This window comes from Microbacterium sp. SORGH_AS_0421, from assembly GCF_030818635.1.
Lineage (GTDB): Bacteria > Actinomycetota > Actinomycetes > Actinomycetales > Microbacteriaceae > Microbacterium.
On sequence record NZ_JAUTAO010000001.1, the window covers coordinates 1,158,951 to 1,175,267 of the forward strand.

Genomic DNA, 16,317 nt, shown 5'->3' on the forward strand with positions numbered 1-16,317 from the left:
GCCTCACCGTTCCTATGAAGGAGATATGTCGAGCGACGGCGGCGTCTCGAAGCGTGCATGCTGGCTGTCATGGCATCCCGTCCCGCGCCCCTCACCCGCCCCGACGGCTCCCCCGTCCGGGCCCTGATCGTCGACGACGAGGCGAACCTCAGCGACCTGCTGCGGATGGCGCTCGAGAACGAGGGGTGGGACGCCCGCACCGCCGCGAACGGTCAGGAAGCGCTCGGCACGATCCGGGAGTTCGGCCCCGACCTGCTCGTGCTCGACATCATGATGCCGGGGCTCGACGGCATGGAGCTGCTGACCCGTATCCGCGCCGCGGGCAACGACGCCCCCGTGCTGTTCCTCACGGCGAAAGACGCGGTGGAGGACCGGATCGCGGGCATCTCGGCCGGGGCCGACGACTACGTCACCAAGCCCTTCAACCTCGAAGAGGTCGTCGTGCGGCTGCGGGGAATGGCCCGCCGTCACGTCGCGGTCGTCGCCGACGCCGATCCGCGGCTGCGCGTCGGAGACCTCACGCTCGACGAGGAGTCGTACGAGGTCGAGCGCGGCGGCATCCCGATCAAGCTCACCGCGTGGGAGTTCGACCTGCTCCGCTACCTCATGCAGAACCCGCGACGCGTGCTCAGCAAGGCGCAGATCCTCGACCAGGTGTGGAGCTACGACTTCGGCGGGAACGGCAGCGTGGTCGAGATCTACATCTCGTACCTGCGCAAGAAGATCGACACTCTCGGCGACCCGCTGATCAACACTGTGCGCGGTGTGGGGTACTCGATCAAGACCGTCTGATGCGCGTTCGATGGACGCTGCGGCGCACCCTCGTCGTGGGGACGAGCGTGCTCGTCGGCCTCGCCTTCTTGGTGATGAGTGTCGCCACCGTCGTGGCACTGCGCTCCTTCACGCTCGACCGGCTCGACCAGCAGGTGCGCGAGGGTCTGTCGTTCGCCGTGGGGCGCGACGGCTCGGGCGGGCCCTTCGGCGGGGAGCGTCCCCCTCAGCGGGATGCCGGTGCCCCGGCGCCGCGCATCGGCACCCTGCAAGCGGTGGTCGACGGTGCGGGCGGGGTCCTCGTCTCGAGTTACACACGCTCGGATGGCACGGTGGTCGCGCTGACGGACGAACAGGTCGCGCTGCTGCGATCGGCGGTGCCGACCGACCGGACCCCGACGACCGTCGACCTCGGGGGCGACCTCGGGGCGTTCCGCGTCGCCGCGGCCGAGAACGACGGTGCGACCGTGTTCGTCGGCAGCTCCCAGGCGGATGTCACCGCGACCACCTCGGCGCTGACCGTCATCCTCGTCGCGGTGTCAGCCGTCACGCTGATCGTCGCGATCCTGGGGCTGTCGCTCTTCGTGCGGCGGAGCCTGCGACCGCTCGACCGTGTCGCCGCGGTCGCGCAGCGCGTGTCGACCCTGTCGCTCAGCGCGGGCGCGGTCGACATCCCCGATCGGGTCGCTCCGGCGGACACCCGCGTCGACAACGAGGTGGGACGCGTCGGCTCGTCGCTGAACGACCTGCTCGGGCACGTGCAGTCCTCCCTCGCGGCGCGGCAGCACAGCGAGGACCAGCTGCGACGCTTCATCGCCGATGCGAGCCACGAGCTGCGCACGCCCCTGGCGAGCATCCGCGGTTACGCGCAGCTCTCGCTCGGCGAGGACGCACCCATGACGCCGACCCAGGCCCGCTCGTTCGACCGGATCGAGTCGGAGGCCGAGCGCATGGCATCCCTCGTCGACGACCTTCTGCTTCTGGCGAGACTGGATGCCGGCCAGCCCCTGAGACGCGAAGAGGTCGAGCTGACCCTGCTCGCCGTCGACGCCGTGAGCGATGCGCAGGCGGCGGATGCGACGCACGAGTGGCGTCTCGATGTCGCAGACGACGACCTCATCTCGGTCACGGGCGACGAGAACCGCCTGCGACAGGTCGTCGCGAACCTGCTCCGCAACGCGCAGACGCACACGCCGGCGGGCACGACGGTGACGTTGTCGCTCGTGCGCGAAGGTGCGGAAGCCGTGCTGCGCGTGACCGACACCGGCCCGGGGATCGATCCGGGCGTCGCCCGGCGGCTGTTCGACCGCTTCGCACGCGGCGACGACTCCCGCAACCGCGATGCCGGGAGCACGGGCCTCGGACTGTCGATCGCGGAGGCCATCGTCACCGCCCACCGCGGGTCGATCTCGGTGGAGAGTCGGCCGGGGCGGACGGTGTTCGAGGTGAGGCTTCCGGTGTGAGCTCGGGCGCCGGGGGGAGGCAGGTGGTCCCGGCGTCACATGGCGTGCCCCGCGACGGGTTCGCGAGACGCGTCAGCCGATGAGGCTCGGCTGCAGGTCGCGCAGCGTGCGGTGGTGCGTCATCCGCGTGACGCCGATCGCCGCGATCAGCACGCCGCCGACCATCCACGCGCCGAGCACCAGCAGGTCTTGGCCGACTCGCGAGACGTCTCCGCCGTACATGACCTGCCGCATGGCATCCACGACGTATCCCATCGGCAGCACGTGGTGCAGGGCGGCGAGGGGCCCGGGCAGGGTCTGCCACGGGAACGTGCCTCCGGCGGTGACGAGCTGCAACACCATCAGCACGAGTCCGAGGAACTGCCCCACCGACCCGAGCCAGACGTTCAGCGCGAGAACGATCGCCGCGTACGTCGCCGAGGCGAACAGCAGGATGCCGAGGGCCGCCCAGGGGTTCGCGAACGAGAACTGCAACGCGAAGGCGAGGATCGTGAACAGTCCCACCATCTGCAGGGCGCCGAGCCCCGCGGGCGTGAGCCAGCCCGCGAGAGTCACGCGGAAGGGCGAACGCAGCGCCGTGACCGCGCGCTTCGACACCGGCTTGACGATGAGGAACAGTGCGTAGATGCCGATCCATCCGGCCAGCGCGGCGAAGAACGGGGCCAGCCCCGCACCGTAGTTCTGCGCCTTGGTGACCGAGGTCGAGCCGACCGTGACGGGGTCAGAGATGGCCGAGGCCTGTGCCTGGCGAGTGGCCTGATCGGAGTCCGGGATCTGGTTCACACCCGCCGCGAGGCCGTCGCGCAGCTGCGTCGCACCCGTCGAGAGCTGGGCGATGCCATCGTCGAGCTGGGTCGCGCCGTCGCGGAGCTGAGCGGATCCGTCGCGGAGCTGGGAGGCTCCGGATGCCGCGGTCGCGGCGCCGTCGGCCAGCGTCGAGGCGCCGTCGGCGGCGCTGGCGGCACCGGTGGCCAGGGTGGCGCTTCCCGAGGCGACCTGGCGGGCGCCGTCGTCGAGCTGGTCGATCTGCGTGACCGTGTCTTGCACGCGCGAGTTGGCGGCCGCGAGGCGATCTCCGACGGGGTCGAGACGCGTGAGGATCTGGTCGATGCGGGCCTGGTCGAGCCCCGCGTCGGCCAGGGCCTTGGCGATGTCGGTGCGCGCCTGGGGGAGCTGCGACGCCGCGTCGCCGGCGACGGAGCCGACCTGGCGGGCCGCCGCGTCGAGGCGGTCGACGCCTCCGGCCACCTGCTGGGCGCCGTCGGCGACGCGGGCGGAGCCGTCGCGCAACTGTACGGTTCCGTCGCGCAGCTGATTCGCGCCCGCCGACAACTGCGCGTTGCCGTCGGCCAGCTTCGCGGCGCCCTCGGCCAGGGTGGTCGAGCCGGTCGAGAGCTGCGACGAGCCGTTCTTCGCGCTCGCGAGACCGTCGACGAGTTGGGTCGCCCCGTTCGTGGCATCCACGAGCTTCACCCGGATGGTGTTCAGGGCGTCGAGCAGCGTCAGACCGGCCTCGTCGACGACCTTCTTCGCCACCGACGACTGGATGCGGGCCACGGCCTGGGTGCCGATCGTAGAGGCGAGGTAGTTGTTGGCGTCGTTCGTGCGCAGTTCGATGTCGGCCTGACGGGGCGTCGAGCTCGAGAGCGAGGCGACGGCCTCGGTGAAGTCGGCCGGCAGGGTCACGACGAAGTCGAAGTCGCCCGCCTGCAGGCCGGCGTCGGCCTGGTCGGGCGACACGCGGTGCCACTCGAAGGTGTCGCTGTCGAGCAATTGCTCGGCGGCCTCGTCGCCGAGATTGCGCTGCTGACCGTTGACGTCGGCCCCCTGGTCGTCGACCACGAGGGCGACGGGGACGTTCGACAGATTGCCGTAGGGGTCTTGGTTGGCCCAGAGGTAGAGGCCGCCGTACAGGATGGGGACCGCGAGCAACGCGATGAGGGCGATCACCGACATGCGGGTCGAGGTGAGGCGGCGCAGCTCCGCCGTGATCATCTGCGGGATCTTCATCGGGCGGCCTCCACCGTCTCGTCGAGGGCGTCGATCATGGTCTTCGAGGCGTGGCCCGCGACCACGAGCACGGCGTACCCGCGCTCGGCGAACTCCTCGGCGATACGCCACCAGGCGAGCGGTTCGCCGCCGTGGCGGTCGGGGGCGACCAGGACGAGCCCCTCGACGTCTTTGCGGAGGGCTGCGAGTTCGAGCAGCAGGCGCACCCGGGCTGCGGGCTCGACGTTGCCGATGGCCACGTTCGCGAGCGACTCGAGCCCGATGCCCTCGAGCCAGCGCGCGGCGGAGAACGGATTCGGGGCGTGGCCGGCGAACATCAGCTCCTCGGCGACGACCCCGGTGACGGTGACGTTCGACTCGGGTTCCGAGACCACGGGGGCATCGACGAGCGCGACCCGGCGGCGGATGCCCGAGGAGTCGGAGCGACCGTCGAGGGTCACGGTGCCGCTGTCGACCTTCATGCGACCGGATGCCACGAGGCCCAGCACCGTGGGGCGCTGCTCGGTCTCGGCGACGACCAGGGTCGCGCGGCCGGTCTCGTACGAGGTCGACGTCTCCGGCAGGGCACTGTGCGCGCGGCCCTTCGCGACGGCGTTCAGGACGACTCTCACTGCGCCTCCAGGTCGGGGTGCTGCTCCAGCAGGGTGCGGGCTTCGGTCCACGAGAGTCCCGCGATGCTGAGGACCGCGCATACCGCGATCGAGCGGGCCGTCGACGAACCGGCATCCACCCGCGACACGACCATGCGGCCGGTCTCTTCGAGAAGGCGCGCGAGGGTGGCCGCGGGAAGATCGGTCCGAAGTTCTCCGGCCTCCTGCCCCCGGCGCACGATCCCGTCGATGCGACGTCGCAGCGGTGCGAGGGCGTCGGAGGTCTCGGAGAGGTGGGCGTCGTCGAGGGCGAGGGCGGCCGCGGCCTGCACATGAGCGGCTTCGCGCCAGAGCTCGGATGCCAGGCGCGCGAGCGCCACGCGGGAATCGGCATCGTCGATACGGGCCGCGATGTCGTTGAAGCGGGCCGCTCCCGCGGCGATGACCTCGCGCACGATCGCGTTGCGGTCGTCGAAGTGGCCGTACAGGGCGCGGCGCGAGAGGCCGGCGCGGCGGGCGATCGTGTCGATCGAGGCGCGCGGGTCGTGGCCGATGGCGGCCGTGGCGGCGTCGAGGATGCCGGCGCGGTTCTCGACGGCGTCGCGGCGGGTGGGGGTGCTCACGGAGGCAAGTGTACGCCGAAAGTGCACGCGTGTGTGCAACTTATCGTCGTCGGCTCTCGCTCACGGGTGCGGCCCTGTGCTCCGCATCGTGGTCCCTCGCTCGCTGTGCGTCGGAAGGGGACGGCCGAGAACGACGGAGCCCGCGGCGCCGAGGCGTCGCGGGCTCCGTCGAGGTGGTGCGTGTCAGTCGGTGCCGGAGTCGAACGCGGCGGCCTCGCCCGCGGCATCCGTCGCCTCGGCCAGGCGCTCGCCGGCCGCGTCGAGCGGGGCGGCCGACTCGATGATGCCCTGCGCGCCACCGGCGGCGACATCGCCCACGAGCTCACCCGTGGGACCGCCCAGCAGGCCCATCGCGGCGTACTGCTCGAGACGCGCGCGCGAGTCGGCGATGTCGAGGTTGCGCATGGTGAGCTGACCGATGCGGTCCACGGGACCGAAGGCGGCGTCGCCGACGCGCTCCATCGAGAGCTTCTCGGGCGAGTACGACATTCCGGATGCCACGGTGTCGAGGATCGTGTAGTCCTCACCGCGGCGCAGGCGCACGGTGACCGAACCGGTGATCGTCGAACCGACCCACTTCTGGATCGACTCGCGCAGCATGAGCGACTGCGGCTCGAGCCAGCGACCCTCGTACATGAGGCGACCGAGGCGCCGCCCCTGCTCGTGGTACGTGGCGAGGGTGTCTTCGTTCAGGATGCTGTTGACCAGCCGCTCGTAGGTCAGGAACAGCAGCGCCATGCCGGGAGCTTCGTAGATACCGCGCGACTTGGCCTCGATGATGCGGTTCTCGATCTGGTCGCTCATGCCCAGGCCGTGGCGGCCACCGATCGTGTTCGCCTCGCGCACGAGCTCGACGGGATCGGCGAAGCGCGTGCCGTTGATGGCGACCGGGCGACCCGCTTCGAACTCGACCGTGACGTCTTCGGTCTCGATCTCGACCGCGGGGTCCCAGAAGCGCACGCCCATGATGGGCTCGACGATCTCGAGCGAGACGTCGAGGTGCTCGAGGGTCTTGGCCTCGTGCGTGGCGCCCCAGATGTTGGCATCCGTCGAATAGGCCTTCTCGACGCTGTCGCGGTAGGGGAAGTCGTGGGCGACGAGCCACTCGCTCATCTCTTTGCGGCCGCCGAGCTCGGTGACGAAGTCGGCGTCGAGCCACGGCTTGTAGATGCGCAGGGCGGGGTTGGCGAGAAGGCCGTAGCGGTAGAACCGCTCGATGTCGTTGCCCTTGTACGTGGAGCCGTCGCCCCAGATGTCGACGCCGTCTTCTTTCATCGCGCGCACGAGCAGCGTGCCCGTGACGGCGCGACCGAGCGGCGTGGTGTTGAAGTACGTGCGTCCGCCCGAGCGGATGTGGAACGCGCCGCACGCCAGGGCGACGAAGCCCTCTTCGACCAGTGCCGTCTTGCAGTCGACGAGACGCGAGACCTCGGCACCGTACTGCGTGGCGCGACCGGGGATCGAGGCGATGTCGTCCTCGTCGTACTGACCGAGGTCGCCGGTGTACGTGCAGGGGATGGCGCCCTTGTCGCGCATCCACGCGACGGCTACCGAGGTGTCAAGACCTCCCGAGAAGGCGATGCCGACGCGCTCGCCGACGGGAAGGGACTGCAAGACCTTGGACATGCCCTCGATTCTATTGGGGACGGATGCCACGCCCCGACTCGACCGCGAGGTGGTCGTGGCCGGCCTCGAGGGTGATGTGCGAGGTCAGTCGACCTGCGGCATCGTCGCGCCGCGCGCTGCGCGCCGTGCGAGCTGCGCCACGTCGCTGTCGGTCAGATCTTGATGCATCACCGCGCGCCGCCAGAAGACCGCACCCGTGATGTCGGCCATGGCGTCGGCGGGATCGGGATCGCCGCGTCGTGCGGCCCGCTCGCGCAGCGCCTCTCGCGTGGGTCCCAGGACCGCCGCGACCGCGGCGGTGAGGGCGGTCGAGAAGTCGGCGTCGCGCACCCCGACCGAGACGAGGTCGGCGATGATGCGCGGGTCGTGCAGCCACCGATCGACCGATGCCGCGAAGAGCGTCAGGTCGCTCTCGAGGTCGTCGTCATCGAAAGCCAGGTCGGGGCGGAGGATGCGCGTGATCTCTTCGACGACGGCCACCACCATCGCGGCCCGGTCGGGCCATCGGCGGTACAGGGCGCCTTTTCCCACGCCGGCGCGCCTCGCCACGCTCTCCATCGACAGCGCGTGATACCCGCGTTCGGTGAGCTCGGCCACGCAGGCGTCGCGGATCGCATCGGTGGTCGCCGCTCGGGGCCGCGCGGCTCCTCTGATCTTCACCGCCTGGTCCACGCGCCCACTCTAGCGACCGTTCGCATTAATGGAACGGTACCGACTCGTTCTGCTACGGTGAATCCGTGACGACCTCCCGCGAGCATGGAGTGCGGTCCCGTACCGCCCGCGTCATCCTGACCTGCCTCGCCTTCCTCGCGATCGGCTACACGGTTCTGGCGCAACTGCTCGCAATCGTCCCGGTGCCGTGGACCATCTGGCTGCTCCAGACGGAGCTGACGCAGTACGTGGTGCTCGTCTTCGGGTTGCTGCGCGACACGCTCGGCATCTGGAACCTCGTCGTCGCGCTGGTCGGCCTCGTGTGCGCGGTCGTCCTCTGGCGGTCGCGGCCCGGCATCCGCCGCCTTCCGTTCTGGCTGACCGCCACCGCAACCGCGGGAACGGTCGGCGTGGTCGCGACCACCGCGCTGCTGGCCGTCTCGATCGGCTCGCTCGGGCTCGGGGTGAGCCCACTGCTGCCCGTGCTCCCGTTCACCGGGCTCGACAGCGGCCCGAGCCGCACCGTCACGCTCGGAACGGCGGGCAGCACCACGCTCCAGGCCGATCTCTACCTTCCGCCGGGCGCGGCACCACGAGCGGGGTGGCCCGTCGTGGTCTCGATACACGGAGGCGGGTTCTCGACCGGCACCCGGGGGCCGAACGCCTACACGGGCTACCTTCCCGAGCACGGCTACGCGGTGCTCGACGTCGACTACCGTCTCGCCTCGTCGACGTACCACCCGTGGGACACGCAGGTCGACGACATCGGCTGCTCGCTCGCCTGGATCGCCGGCGACGGCCGCACACAGAATCTCGATCCCGATCGCATCGCGACGCTGGGGTTGTCGTCCGGCGGCAACCTCGCGGTCAACGCCGCGTACATGTCGGCAGACCACACCCTCGCGTCGAGCTGCTCCCCGCCGGGGACTGCGCTGCCCACCGTGCGTGCCGTGATCGCCGGGTACCCCGCGGTCGATCTCACCGGGATCGGGGATACCACCGCGATCGCTCGCCAGGTCGAGCAGTGGTACGTGGGAGGTCCTCCCGCGCAGTACCCCGACCGCTACCGCTTCACCGATTCGGCGACCCACGTCACGGCGGAATCCCCGCCCACCCTGATCTATCAGGGCACCGGTGACCATCTCGTGCTCGCCGACCGCACCCGGGTCTTCGCCGAGCTGCTGACCGAGCGCGGCATCACGAACAGGTACGTCGAGTACCCGGGCCTGGAACACGGCACCGGCGACACCACGGGCACCTTGACCGCCTCGGCCGAGGCGAGTCGGCAGCTCGCGCTGGACTGGCTCCAGCGTCACGACGGCTGACGCGGCCGACGCACGAGAGCGCCGGTGGGCCGCCGGTGCCCGACGGCCTCAGCCGATCGTCACGCCGGAGATCTTCACCGCCGTCGCCGGGGCGCCGTCGGCGCCGCCGCCCGAGACCCCGGCCTGCGCGATCTTCGAGACGACCGCGAGGCCCTCGGGCGAGAGCGTGCCGAAGACGGTGTACTTCGCCGGCAGCGGCGAGTCCTTGTAGACGAGGAAGAACTGCGAACCGTTCGTGTTCGGGCCGGCGTTGGCCATGGCGACCGTGCCCGCCGGGTAGGTCTCGGTGCCGTCGAGCTCGTCGCCGAACCGGTAGCCCGGGCCGCCCATGCCGGTGCCCGTGGGGTCGCCGCACTGCAGTACGTAGATACCCGACGTGGTCAGGCGATGGCACGTCGTGTCGGTGAAGTAGTTCTGCTGGGCGAGCGACACGAAGCTCTCGACGGTGCAGGGCGTGCGCTCGCCGGTGAGCGTCATCGGAATGTCGCCCGCCGAGGTCTGCAGCACCGCGCTCACCGATGCGGCCGGACGGGCGTCGGACGGCGGCGCCGTCGCGGGCGCGGCGGCCTGGCCCGACGCCGTGTACGCGCAGCCGGCGGTCGTGGGTGACGGGGCGCTCATCGAGGCTTCGGTCGCGGGCGCCGTCTGGGCGCTCGCGCAACCGGTGAGCAGGAGGAGGGCGGAGGCGGCGAGGGCCGCCGAGATCAGTCGGGTACGCACGCGACCAGGGTAAGGGTTCGAGCCGTACCTGCGCTGCGGGTCACGCCCGGACGATCTCGACACCCGCACGAGCGGCGGCGGCGAGGGTCGTGGCATCCGCCCGGTCGGTCGTCACGATCGCATCGAAGTCGGACAGCGACGCGATCCGGTACGAGCCGCTGCCGGGGAACTTCGACGTGTTCGCGACGAGGATCGACCGGTCGGCGACCTCGCGCATGCGCCGCTTGATGCTGGCCTCGTGCGTCAGGTCGGTCACGACGGCCCCCTCGGGCTTGATCCCGGTGCTGCTGATCACGGCGACGTCGGCGTGCACACGGGCCAGCGACTCCTCGGTGAGCGGGCCGATGAGCGTCCGCGTCTTGGCGCCGATCATGCCGCCCAGCAGCACCAGTGTCACGACGTCGTCGTCGCGCAGGGCGTCGAGCACCGCGAGGCTGTTCGTGATGACCGTGACCGGTCGCCCGCGCAGGTGCCGCGCCAGTCGCAGCGTGGTGATGCCGATGTCGAGCAGCACCACCTGACCGTCGGCGATCGAGCCCGCCGTGGCGCGCGCGATGGCCTCTTTCTCGCGGGTGTCGTCGTCGAGCTCGCCGTCCGCGCCCGGCTCCCGGGTGCGGGCGACGGTCGCTCCGCCGTGCACACGGCGCAGCCGGGCGCCCAGCTCGAGACGTTCGAGATCGCGACGGATGGTCGTCCCGCTCACGTCGAGCAGGCGGGACAGCTCGTCGACGGTCACGCTCCCGACGGCCTCGAGTCGTTCGAGGATCGCCGCCTCGCGTTGATGGGTCAGCACAGCACTCCTTTTGAGGTCGATCACACTCTCTCGATGCTCATTTGCGCTCACATTAACGCCGATTGAACGGCTGCGGATGCTCATATGAAACCTCCCCGCGACGCTACGCCACAAATGAGCGGCCGAGTTAGCGTGACACCGTTCGTCCTCGCCACCGACGGGACGACGCACCCGAACCCCTTCCTCTCACAGGAGAACCCCGTGAAAAGTCCTCGCCTGATCGCCTCCCTCGCCGCCGTCGCGGCCGTCGGGCTCGCCCTGGCCGGCTGCAGCCAGAGCGGCTCGAACGGCTCGTCGTCCGACGGGTCCGACAAGACCCTCACCGTCTTCCTCAGCGCCGACACCAACATCCAGGACCTCTGGCAGAAGACGCTCATCCCCGCGTTCGAGAAGGACAACCCCGGCTACACGGTCAAGGTCGACTTCGACCTGCACGGCGCACACGACCAGCAGACCGTGGCCAAGCTCACCGCCGCGACGGTGCAGCACCAGGACCCCGGCTACGACCTCGTCGACGCGGGCTTCGTGACCCAGGTCGCGGCATCGGGTCTGCTCACCCCCGTGACCGCCGACCAGGTGCCCGCGCTCTCCGACGTACCCGCAGCTCTCGTGCAGGCCGGCGGCAACGGCGGCGTGCCCTACCGGGGATCGAGCGTCGTGCTCGCCTACGACACCAAGACGGTCGCCACCCCGCCGAAGACCCTCGCCGACCTGCTCGCCTGGATCGCGGCCAACCCCGGTCGCTTCACCTACTGCGCCCCCAGCACGGGCGGCAGCGGCGCCTCGTTCGTGACGACCGTGCTCGACCAGAGCATCTCGGCGGACGACCGCACCAAGCTCGCCACCGAGGCCGCCCCCGATCTGGAGAGCGAGTGGAGCACCGGGTTCGCCACGCTCGCCGGCCTGAACGCGTCGGTCTACCAGAAGGGCGTCTACCCCAACGGCAACAGCCAGGTGCTCGACCTGCTGTCGAGCGGGCAGATCTCGATGGCGCCCGTGTGGAGCGATCAGTTCGTGACCGGCGTGAAGAACGGCCAGATCCCCTCGAACATCGCCTACACCCAGATCTCGGACCCCTCGTTCACCGGCGGCGCCAGCTACCTCGGCATCCCCGCGGCGTCGCCGCGTCAGGCCGATGCCCAGAAGCTGCTCGCCTGGGTGCTCTCGCCCACGGCTCAGGCGCTCGTCGCCGACAGCATCTCGGGCTACCCCGTGATCTCGCTCGACAAGCTGCCGGCGTCGGTGCAGTCCACGTTCGCGAACGCCGACATCGCGAACCTGCGCCCCGGGTACTTCGCGGCCAACGCGGCCGACATGAACAAGGCGTGGGCCCAGAAGGTCCCCGGCAAGTGATGACCGCCGCCACCGCACAACGGGTGGCGCGCCCCGCCGTCCGTCGAGCCCATCCGGCTCGGCGGACGGCGGCGGCCGGCTTCCTGCTCGCGCTTCCCCCGGTGCTCGTGATCGCCCTGTTCGTGGGCGTGCCGGTGATCACCGCGCTCGCGTTCAGCGTCGGGTTCACCGGTGGTCTCAACACGGTCATCGCCGCGGTGGGGCAGAACGTCCACCGCGCCGACGGCGCCATGCCCACGCTGGCCGCCTACGGCGACGTGTTCGGCGCCGACGACTTCTGGCAGAACCTCGGCCTGACACTCGGCGTCACCCTGGCCAGCACCGTGATCGTGCTCGTGCTCGCCGGCGGCATCGGCCTCTTCCTGCGCCTGCACGGCGGGTTCCTGGCGCGGCTGCTCTCGGCGGTCGCGATCGTGCCGCTGTTCATCCCCGTCGTCATCGCGTCGTGGGCGATCCTGACCTTCTACTCGGCCGACGGCTTCTTGACCAGCCTGTTCGCGGCGGTCGGCCTCGACGCGCCGGTGTGGGCGTTCACCCCCGTCGCCGTCGTCATCGGCTCGGCGTGGACGTCGCTGCCCTTCGCCGTGCTCATGATCACGTCGGGTCTGCAGTCGATCCCGGATGCCATGATCGAGGCAGCCCGAGATGCCGGGGCCGGAACGGTCCGCATCGTGCGGACCGTCCTCGTGCCGATGAGCGCGGTGCCCATCGTCATCGCCGTAACGTTCACCGCGATCGGGGTGATCGGCTCCTACACGGTGCCGTACTTCACCGGCCCCAATGCCCCGACGATGCTCGGGGTGGCGCTGGCGAACTCGTTCACGTCGTACAACGAACCGCAACAGTCGATCGTCATGGCCTTCGTCGTCTTCGCCGCGGCATCCGGAATCGGCGCCCTGTACGTGTGGGCAAACTTCCGCACCGCCCGTCGTGAGGGGAAGGTCTGATGCCCCGCGTGCTCGCCGCGGCCCTGCGCACCTCGGCCGCCGTGCTGTTCGCCGTCGTCCTGCTGGTCTTCGTGCTCGGGCCGCTCGTCTGGCTCGGCGCCCACGCCTTCGCCGACACGTGGACGTATCCGCACCTGCTGCCGGACTCATGGACGCTGCGCTGGTGGTCGACCGTGCTGACCGACCCGCAGCTCGCGTCGTCGATCCAGAGCTCCCTCGCCATCACCCCGATCGTGGTCGTGGTCGCGGCGGTGATCTGCCTGCCGGCGGCGTACGCGTTCGCGCGGTTCGAGTTCCCCGGGCGGCGGCTGTTCCTGATCGGCCTGTTCGCCACGAACGCCTTTCCGAAGATGGGCCTGTTCGCCACGCTCGCCTCGCTGTACTACGCCCTCGGCCTGATGAACACCGTCGCGGGGGTCGTGGTCGTGCAGCTGCTCGGCACCATCGTCTTCATGACGTGGATCCCGGCCGCAGCGTTCGCGTCGGTGCCCCGGTCGCTCGAAGAGGCGGCGCGCGACGCGGGCGCCTCGCGAGTGCGCGTCTTCGTGACCGTCACGCTGCGGATGGCTCTGCCCGGCATCCTCGTGGGCTGTGTCATGGCCTTCCTCGCCGCCTTCGACGAGGCCCAGGGCACCTATCTCGTCGGTGCCCCCGACATCGTGACGATGCCGACCGAGATGTACTCCCTCGTCCTCAACTTCCCCAAGCAGGTCGCCGCCGTGTTCTCGATCCTGCTCGCCATCCCCTCGGTGGTGCTGCTGCTCGCCGTGCGCAAGCACGTGATGGGCGGTCAGCTGGCCGAAGGATTCCAGCTCAAATGAAGGAGCATGCTGTGACCATCGCGGTCGATCCGACCTCTGTCGCCCCCGCGGGCGCCTCCGACCCCTCCGAGGGGCTGCGTCTCACCTCGCTGCGCAAGACCCTGGGCGGGCGGACCATCATCGACGACCTCGATCTCACGGTGCAGCGGGGCGAGCTGGTGTCGTTGCTCGGGCCGTCGGGATGCGGCAAGACGACGACCTTGCGCATGATCGCCGGCTTCCTCGCCCCCGACGCGGGCGGCATCGAGATGGCGGGCCGCGACGTGACCCGGCTCGGGCCCGACAAGAGACCGAGCGCGATGGTGTTCCAGAACTACGCGCTGTGGCCGCACATGACCGTGGCCAAGAACGTGGCCTATCCGCTGCGGCTGCGCCGCCTCCCGCGCGCCGAGGTCGCCGAGCGCGTCGACGCCGTGCTGCAGCTGGTGAACCTGCTGCACCACCGCGATTCGCGCCCGCCGCGCATCTCGGGCGGTGAGCAGCAGCGCGTCGCCCTGGCCCGTGCGCTCGTGCAGGAGCCCGAGGTGCTGCTGCTCGACGAGCCGCTCAGCAACCTCGACGCGAAACTGCGGGTCAAGGTGCGCGAAGAGATCCGCGACCTGCAGCAGAGGCTCGGCATCACCACGGTCGTCGTGACGCACGACCAGGAAGAGGCCCTGTCGATCTCGGATCGCGTGGCCGTGATGAACGCGGGTCGCGTCGAGCAGTTCAGCGCGCCCGGAGAGCTGTACCAGCGGCCCGCGACCGAGTTCGTCGCGACCTTCATCGGATCGCTCAACCGGATCGAGGGCGAGTTCGACGGCGTCGGCATCGTCGAGGGGTCCGCCGTCGTGGGAGTGCGGCCCGAAGACGTCGTCTTCACGCTCGACGCCCGGCCCGGCGCGCGACCGGCGCGCGTCGAGCGCGTCGTGCCGCACGGCCACTTCCACCGGGTGCGGCTGCGCCGTGACGACGCGACCCTCGACGCCTTCGTGCCGGGGGTGCCGCCCCAGGTCGGAGCGGGCGGGTATGCGTCGATCGCCTCGGCGCTCGTGTACCGCGACGGTCGTCTCGTCGAGCGCCGGGCGGGGGTGACGGCATGACGCGTCCCGCCGGGTCCCGCGCCTGCGCGCACCGCGGAGACTCGTGGGCCCTGCGCGAGAACACCCTTCCGGCGGTGCGGTCGGCCCTCGCCAAGGGCGCGGCCGTCGTCGAGATCGACGTGCGGCTCACCGCCGACGGCGACGTGGTCGTGCTGCACGACCCCACCCTCGCCCGGTTGTGGGGAGACCCGCGCGCGATCGAGACGGTGCGCACCGCCGAGCTGGCGGCCTTCGGTGACGCCGACCACCGCCCGCCCCTCCTCGCCGAGGTGCTGCCGCTGTTCGCCGACGCCGACAGCCGCCTGGTGATCGACATGGATGCCGTGCGCCCGGCCGCCGCGGCCCATGCGGTCGTCGCGGCCTCGGGCGTCGTCGTCGACTGGTGCGGCGACCTCGCGGCCATGCGGCTGCTGCGTGAGAGGGACGCCGACGCGCGTATCTGGCTTCCGTGGGCCCACGAGCAGCCCCCGGTGGCACTCGACCTGGAGGAGTTGTCGCCGGTTCTCATCAACGCGCCGTTTCCGCTCGTCGATCACCGGTTCGTGGAAGCCGTTCACGACCTGGGCCTGCCGGTGACCGCATGGACGATCGACGACGAGAGCGACCTCGCCCGGGCGCTCGACCTCGGAATCGACACCGTCACCACCAACCGCCTCGATCGACTGCGGGCGATGATCGCTGCGCGATCGGCATCCGCGACGAAGGAGCCGAGACGATGAACCCGTCAGATCTGTCGGCGGCCCACGAACTGGCCATGGAGCTCGCGCGATGGGCGATCGACCAGACGCGTGCGTACCGGGTGACGGCGGTGCACGCCAAAGCGCATCCGGCCGACCTCGTCACCGAGCTCGATCGCGCGATCGAGAGGAGAGTGCGCGAGGTCGTGCTGGGCCGCTTCCCCGACCATGCGTTCGTCGGGGAGGAGTACGGGGGCAGTGCGAGAACAGGTGTACCGACTTGGTACCTCGATCCCGTCGATGGAACCACCAATCTCGCCAACGGCGTTCCCTGGACCGCCTTCTCGCTCGCGCTCGCCGTCGACGATCAGCCGCTCGTCGGCGTTGTGGCAGAGCCGTGGCAGAACGCGGTGTTCGATGCGGTCGCCGGGCAGGGCGCTCGACGCGATGGCATGCCGCTGTTCCTGCCGGAGCGGGCAGGACTGCGCGGGGGAGTGGTCGGCACCGAGCTGGCGGGCCACGAGCCCTGGCCCGGGATGGACGCCCTCGCGCTCTCGCTCACCGCGGCATTCTGCACTCTCCGCGTCATGGGCTCGGGAACCTTGACGCTCCTCGGGCCGGCCGCCGGCCGCGGATGCGCCGCCCTGGTGCACCGTTTCAGCCCGATCGATCACCTCGCCGCGGTGCTCATCGCTCACGAGGCCGGAGCCGAGGTGCGCGACGAGGACGGTCGCCGATCGCTCTTCCCCCGCCACGGCGGTGTGCTCGTGGCATCCGGGCTCGTGGCCGAGGAGATGTCCGTGTTGTGGTCACGGGCTCTGGCCCTGCCGCGCGCTCACCGTCCAGGCTGATCGTGTCGACCTTC

The 16,317-nt window shown here is 70.6% G+C and carries 16 protein-coding genes; 9 read left to right on the plus strand and 7 right to left on the minus strand.

The window, feature by feature from the left end; genetic code table 11:
* The first annotated feature begins 69 nt into the window (after positions 1–69).
* Together QE416_RS05480 and QE416_RS05485 are read left to right on the plus strand one after the other, a co-directional pair.
* Positions 70–792: a response regulator transcription factor gene (locus QE416_RS05480; RefSeq protein ID WP_307314221.1), complete on the plus strand. Its 723-nt coding sequence runs from the start codon at positions 70–72 to the stop codon at positions 790–792.
* On the plus strand, positions 792–2,234 hold the full coding sequence (locus QE416_RS05485) for a cell wall metabolism sensor histidine kinase WalK (protein WP_307314223.1): 1,443 nt from the start codon (positions 792–794) through the stop codon (positions 2,232–2,234). Before QE416_RS05480 ends, QE416_RS05485 begins: the two co-directional genes overlap by 1 nt.
* 72 nt (positions 2,235–2,306) lie before the next feature.
* Here the strand turns inward: QE416_RS05485 and QE416_RS05490 are convergent, their stop codons facing one another.
* From QE416_RS05490 to QE416_RS05510, 5 genes are all read right to left on the minus strand, one after another.
* A complete protein-coding gene (locus tag QE416_RS05490) occupies positions 2,307–4,244 on the minus strand; it encodes a YhgE/Pip domain-containing protein (RefSeq protein WP_307314224.1) in 1,938 nt (645 codons plus the stop codon).
* On the minus strand, positions 4,241–4,855 hold the full coding sequence (locus QE416_RS05495) for a hypothetical protein (RefSeq protein WP_210075652.1): 615 nt from the start codon (positions 4,853–4,855) through the stop codon (positions 4,241–4,243). The genes QE416_RS05490 and QE416_RS05495 overlap by 4 nt, the downstream gene beginning before the upstream one ends.
* Positions 4,852–5,457 (minus strand): TetR/AcrR family transcriptional regulator, encoded by a 606-nt coding sequence (locus QE416_RS05500; protein ID WP_307314227.1) that lies wholly within the window; start codon positions 5,455–5,457, stop codon positions 4,852–4,854. The genes QE416_RS05495 and QE416_RS05500 overlap by 4 nt, the downstream gene beginning before the upstream one ends.
* Positions 5,458–5,640: 183 nt before the next feature.
* Complete coding sequence (gene argG, locus QE416_RS05505; RefSeq protein WP_210075656.1) at positions 5,641–7,083, minus strand: argininosuccinate synthase; 1,443 nt, start codon at positions 7,081–7,083, stop codon at positions 5,641–5,643.
* 84 nt (positions 7,084–7,167) lie between these two features.
* Positions 7,168–7,755, minus strand: a complete 588-nt coding sequence (locus QE416_RS05510) for a TetR/AcrR family transcriptional regulator (RefSeq protein WP_307314230.1) — start codon at positions 7,753–7,755, stop codon at positions 7,168–7,170.
* A 65-nt stretch (positions 7,756–7,820) separates the two neighbouring features.
* On the opposite strand from QE416_RS05510, the gene QE416_RS05515 reads away from it, so the two are divergent.
* Positions 7,821–9,059: an alpha/beta hydrolase gene (locus QE416_RS05515; protein WP_307314231.1), complete on the plus strand. Its 1,239-nt coding sequence runs from the start codon at positions 7,821–7,823 to the stop codon at positions 9,057–9,059.
* A 48-nt stretch (positions 9,060–9,107) separates the two neighbouring features.
* On the opposite strand, the gene QE416_RS05520 is transcribed toward QE416_RS05515, so the two are convergent.
* The gene (locus QE416_RS05520) at positions 9,108–9,779 is read right to left on the minus strand and encodes a peptidylprolyl isomerase (RefSeq protein ID WP_307314233.1); all 672 of its coding nucleotides are present in this window, start codon (positions 9,777–9,779) and stop codon (positions 9,108–9,110) included.
* A gap of 40 nt (positions 9,780–9,819) precedes the next feature.
* Positions 9,820–10,572, minus strand: coding sequence for a DeoR/GlpR family DNA-binding transcription regulator (locus QE416_RS05525; RefSeq protein ID WP_307314235.1), 753 nt, complete (start codon positions 10,570–10,572; stop codon positions 9,820–9,822).
* A 114-nt stretch (positions 10,573–10,686) separates the two neighbouring features.
* Here QE416_RS05525 and QE416_RS05530 point away from each other — a divergent pair, with 114 nt between their 5' ends.
* Genes QE416_RS05530 through QE416_RS05555 form a run of 6 tightly spaced genes read left to right on the plus strand, consistent with a single transcriptional unit; the run spans position 10,687 to position 16,303 of the window.
* On the plus strand, positions 10,687–11,925 hold the full coding sequence (locus QE416_RS05530; RefSeq protein ID WP_307314236.1) for an extracellular solute-binding protein: 1,239 nt from the start codon (positions 10,687–10,689) through the stop codon (positions 11,923–11,925).
* On the plus strand, positions 11,925–12,872 hold the full coding sequence (locus tag QE416_RS05535) for an ABC transporter permease (RefSeq protein WP_307314237.1): 948 nt from the start codon (positions 11,925–11,927) through the stop codon (positions 12,870–12,872). The genes QE416_RS05530 and QE416_RS05535 overlap by 1 nt, the downstream gene beginning before the upstream one ends.
* A complete protein-coding gene (locus QE416_RS05540; RefSeq protein ID WP_210075666.1) occupies positions 12,872–13,693 on the plus strand; it encodes an ABC transporter permease in 822 nt (273 codons plus the stop codon). Before QE416_RS05535 ends, QE416_RS05540 begins: the two co-directional genes overlap by 1 nt.
* On the plus strand, positions 13,690–14,775 hold the full coding sequence (locus QE416_RS05545) for an ABC transporter ATP-binding protein (protein WP_373458838.1): 1,086 nt from the start codon (positions 13,690–13,692) through the stop codon (positions 14,773–14,775). The genes QE416_RS05540 and QE416_RS05545 overlap by 4 nt, the downstream gene beginning before the upstream one ends.
* Positions 14,772–15,494 (plus strand): glycerophosphodiester phosphodiesterase, encoded by a 723-nt coding sequence (locus QE416_RS05550; RefSeq protein WP_307314239.1) that lies wholly within the window; start codon positions 14,772–14,774, stop codon positions 15,492–15,494. The genes QE416_RS05545 and QE416_RS05550 overlap by 4 nt, the downstream gene beginning before the upstream one ends.
* A complete protein-coding gene (locus QE416_RS05555; protein WP_307314241.1) occupies positions 15,491–16,303 on the plus strand; it encodes an inositol monophosphatase in 813 nt (270 codons plus the stop codon). Before QE416_RS05550 ends, QE416_RS05555 begins: the two co-directional genes overlap by 4 nt.
* The last annotated feature ends 14 nt before the right edge of the window (positions 16,304–16,317 follow it).

What these genes read in the sequence shown, in the direction of transcription:
- QE416_RS05480 (WP_307314221.1), top strand. Translation starts at nt 70, where the DNA reads ATGGCATCCCGTCCCGCGCCCCTCACCCGCCCCGACGGCTCCCCCGTC.
- QE416_RS05485 (WP_307314223.1), top strand. Translation starts at nt 792, where the DNA reads ATGCGCGTTCGATGGACGCTGCGGCGCACCCTCGTCGTGGGGACGAGC.
- QE416_RS05490 (WP_307314224.1), bottom strand. Translation starts at nt 4,244, where the DNA reads ATGAAGATCCCGCAGATGATCACGGCGGAGCTGCGCCGCCTCACCTCG.
- argG (WP_210075656.1), bottom strand. Translation starts at nt 7,083, where the DNA reads ATGTCCAAGGTCTTGCAGTCCCTTCCCGTCGGCGAGCGCGTCGGCATC.
- QE416_RS05530 (WP_307314236.1), top strand. Translation starts at nt 10,687, where the DNA reads ATGAGCGGCCGAGTTAGCGTGACACCGTTCGTCCTCGCCACCGACGGG.
- QE416_RS05535 (WP_307314237.1), top strand. Translation starts at nt 11,925, where the DNA reads ATGACCGCCGCCACCGCACAACGGGTGGCGCGCCCCGCCGTCCGTCGA.
- QE416_RS05540 (WP_210075666.1), top strand. Translation starts at nt 12,872, where the DNA reads ATGCCCCGCGTGCTCGCCGCGGCCCTGCGCACCTCGGCCGCCGTGCTG.
- QE416_RS05545 (WP_373458838.1), top strand. Translation starts at nt 13,690, where the DNA reads ATGAAGGAGCATGCTGTGACCATCGCGGTCGATCCGACCTCTGTCGCC.
- QE416_RS05550 (WP_307314239.1), top strand. Translation starts at nt 14,772, where the DNA reads ATGACGCGTCCCGCCGGGTCCCGCGCCTGCGCGCACCGCGGAGACTCG.
- QE416_RS05555 (WP_307314241.1), top strand. Translation starts at nt 15,491, where the DNA reads ATGAACCCGTCAGATCTGTCGGCGGCCCACGAACTGGCCATGGAGCTC.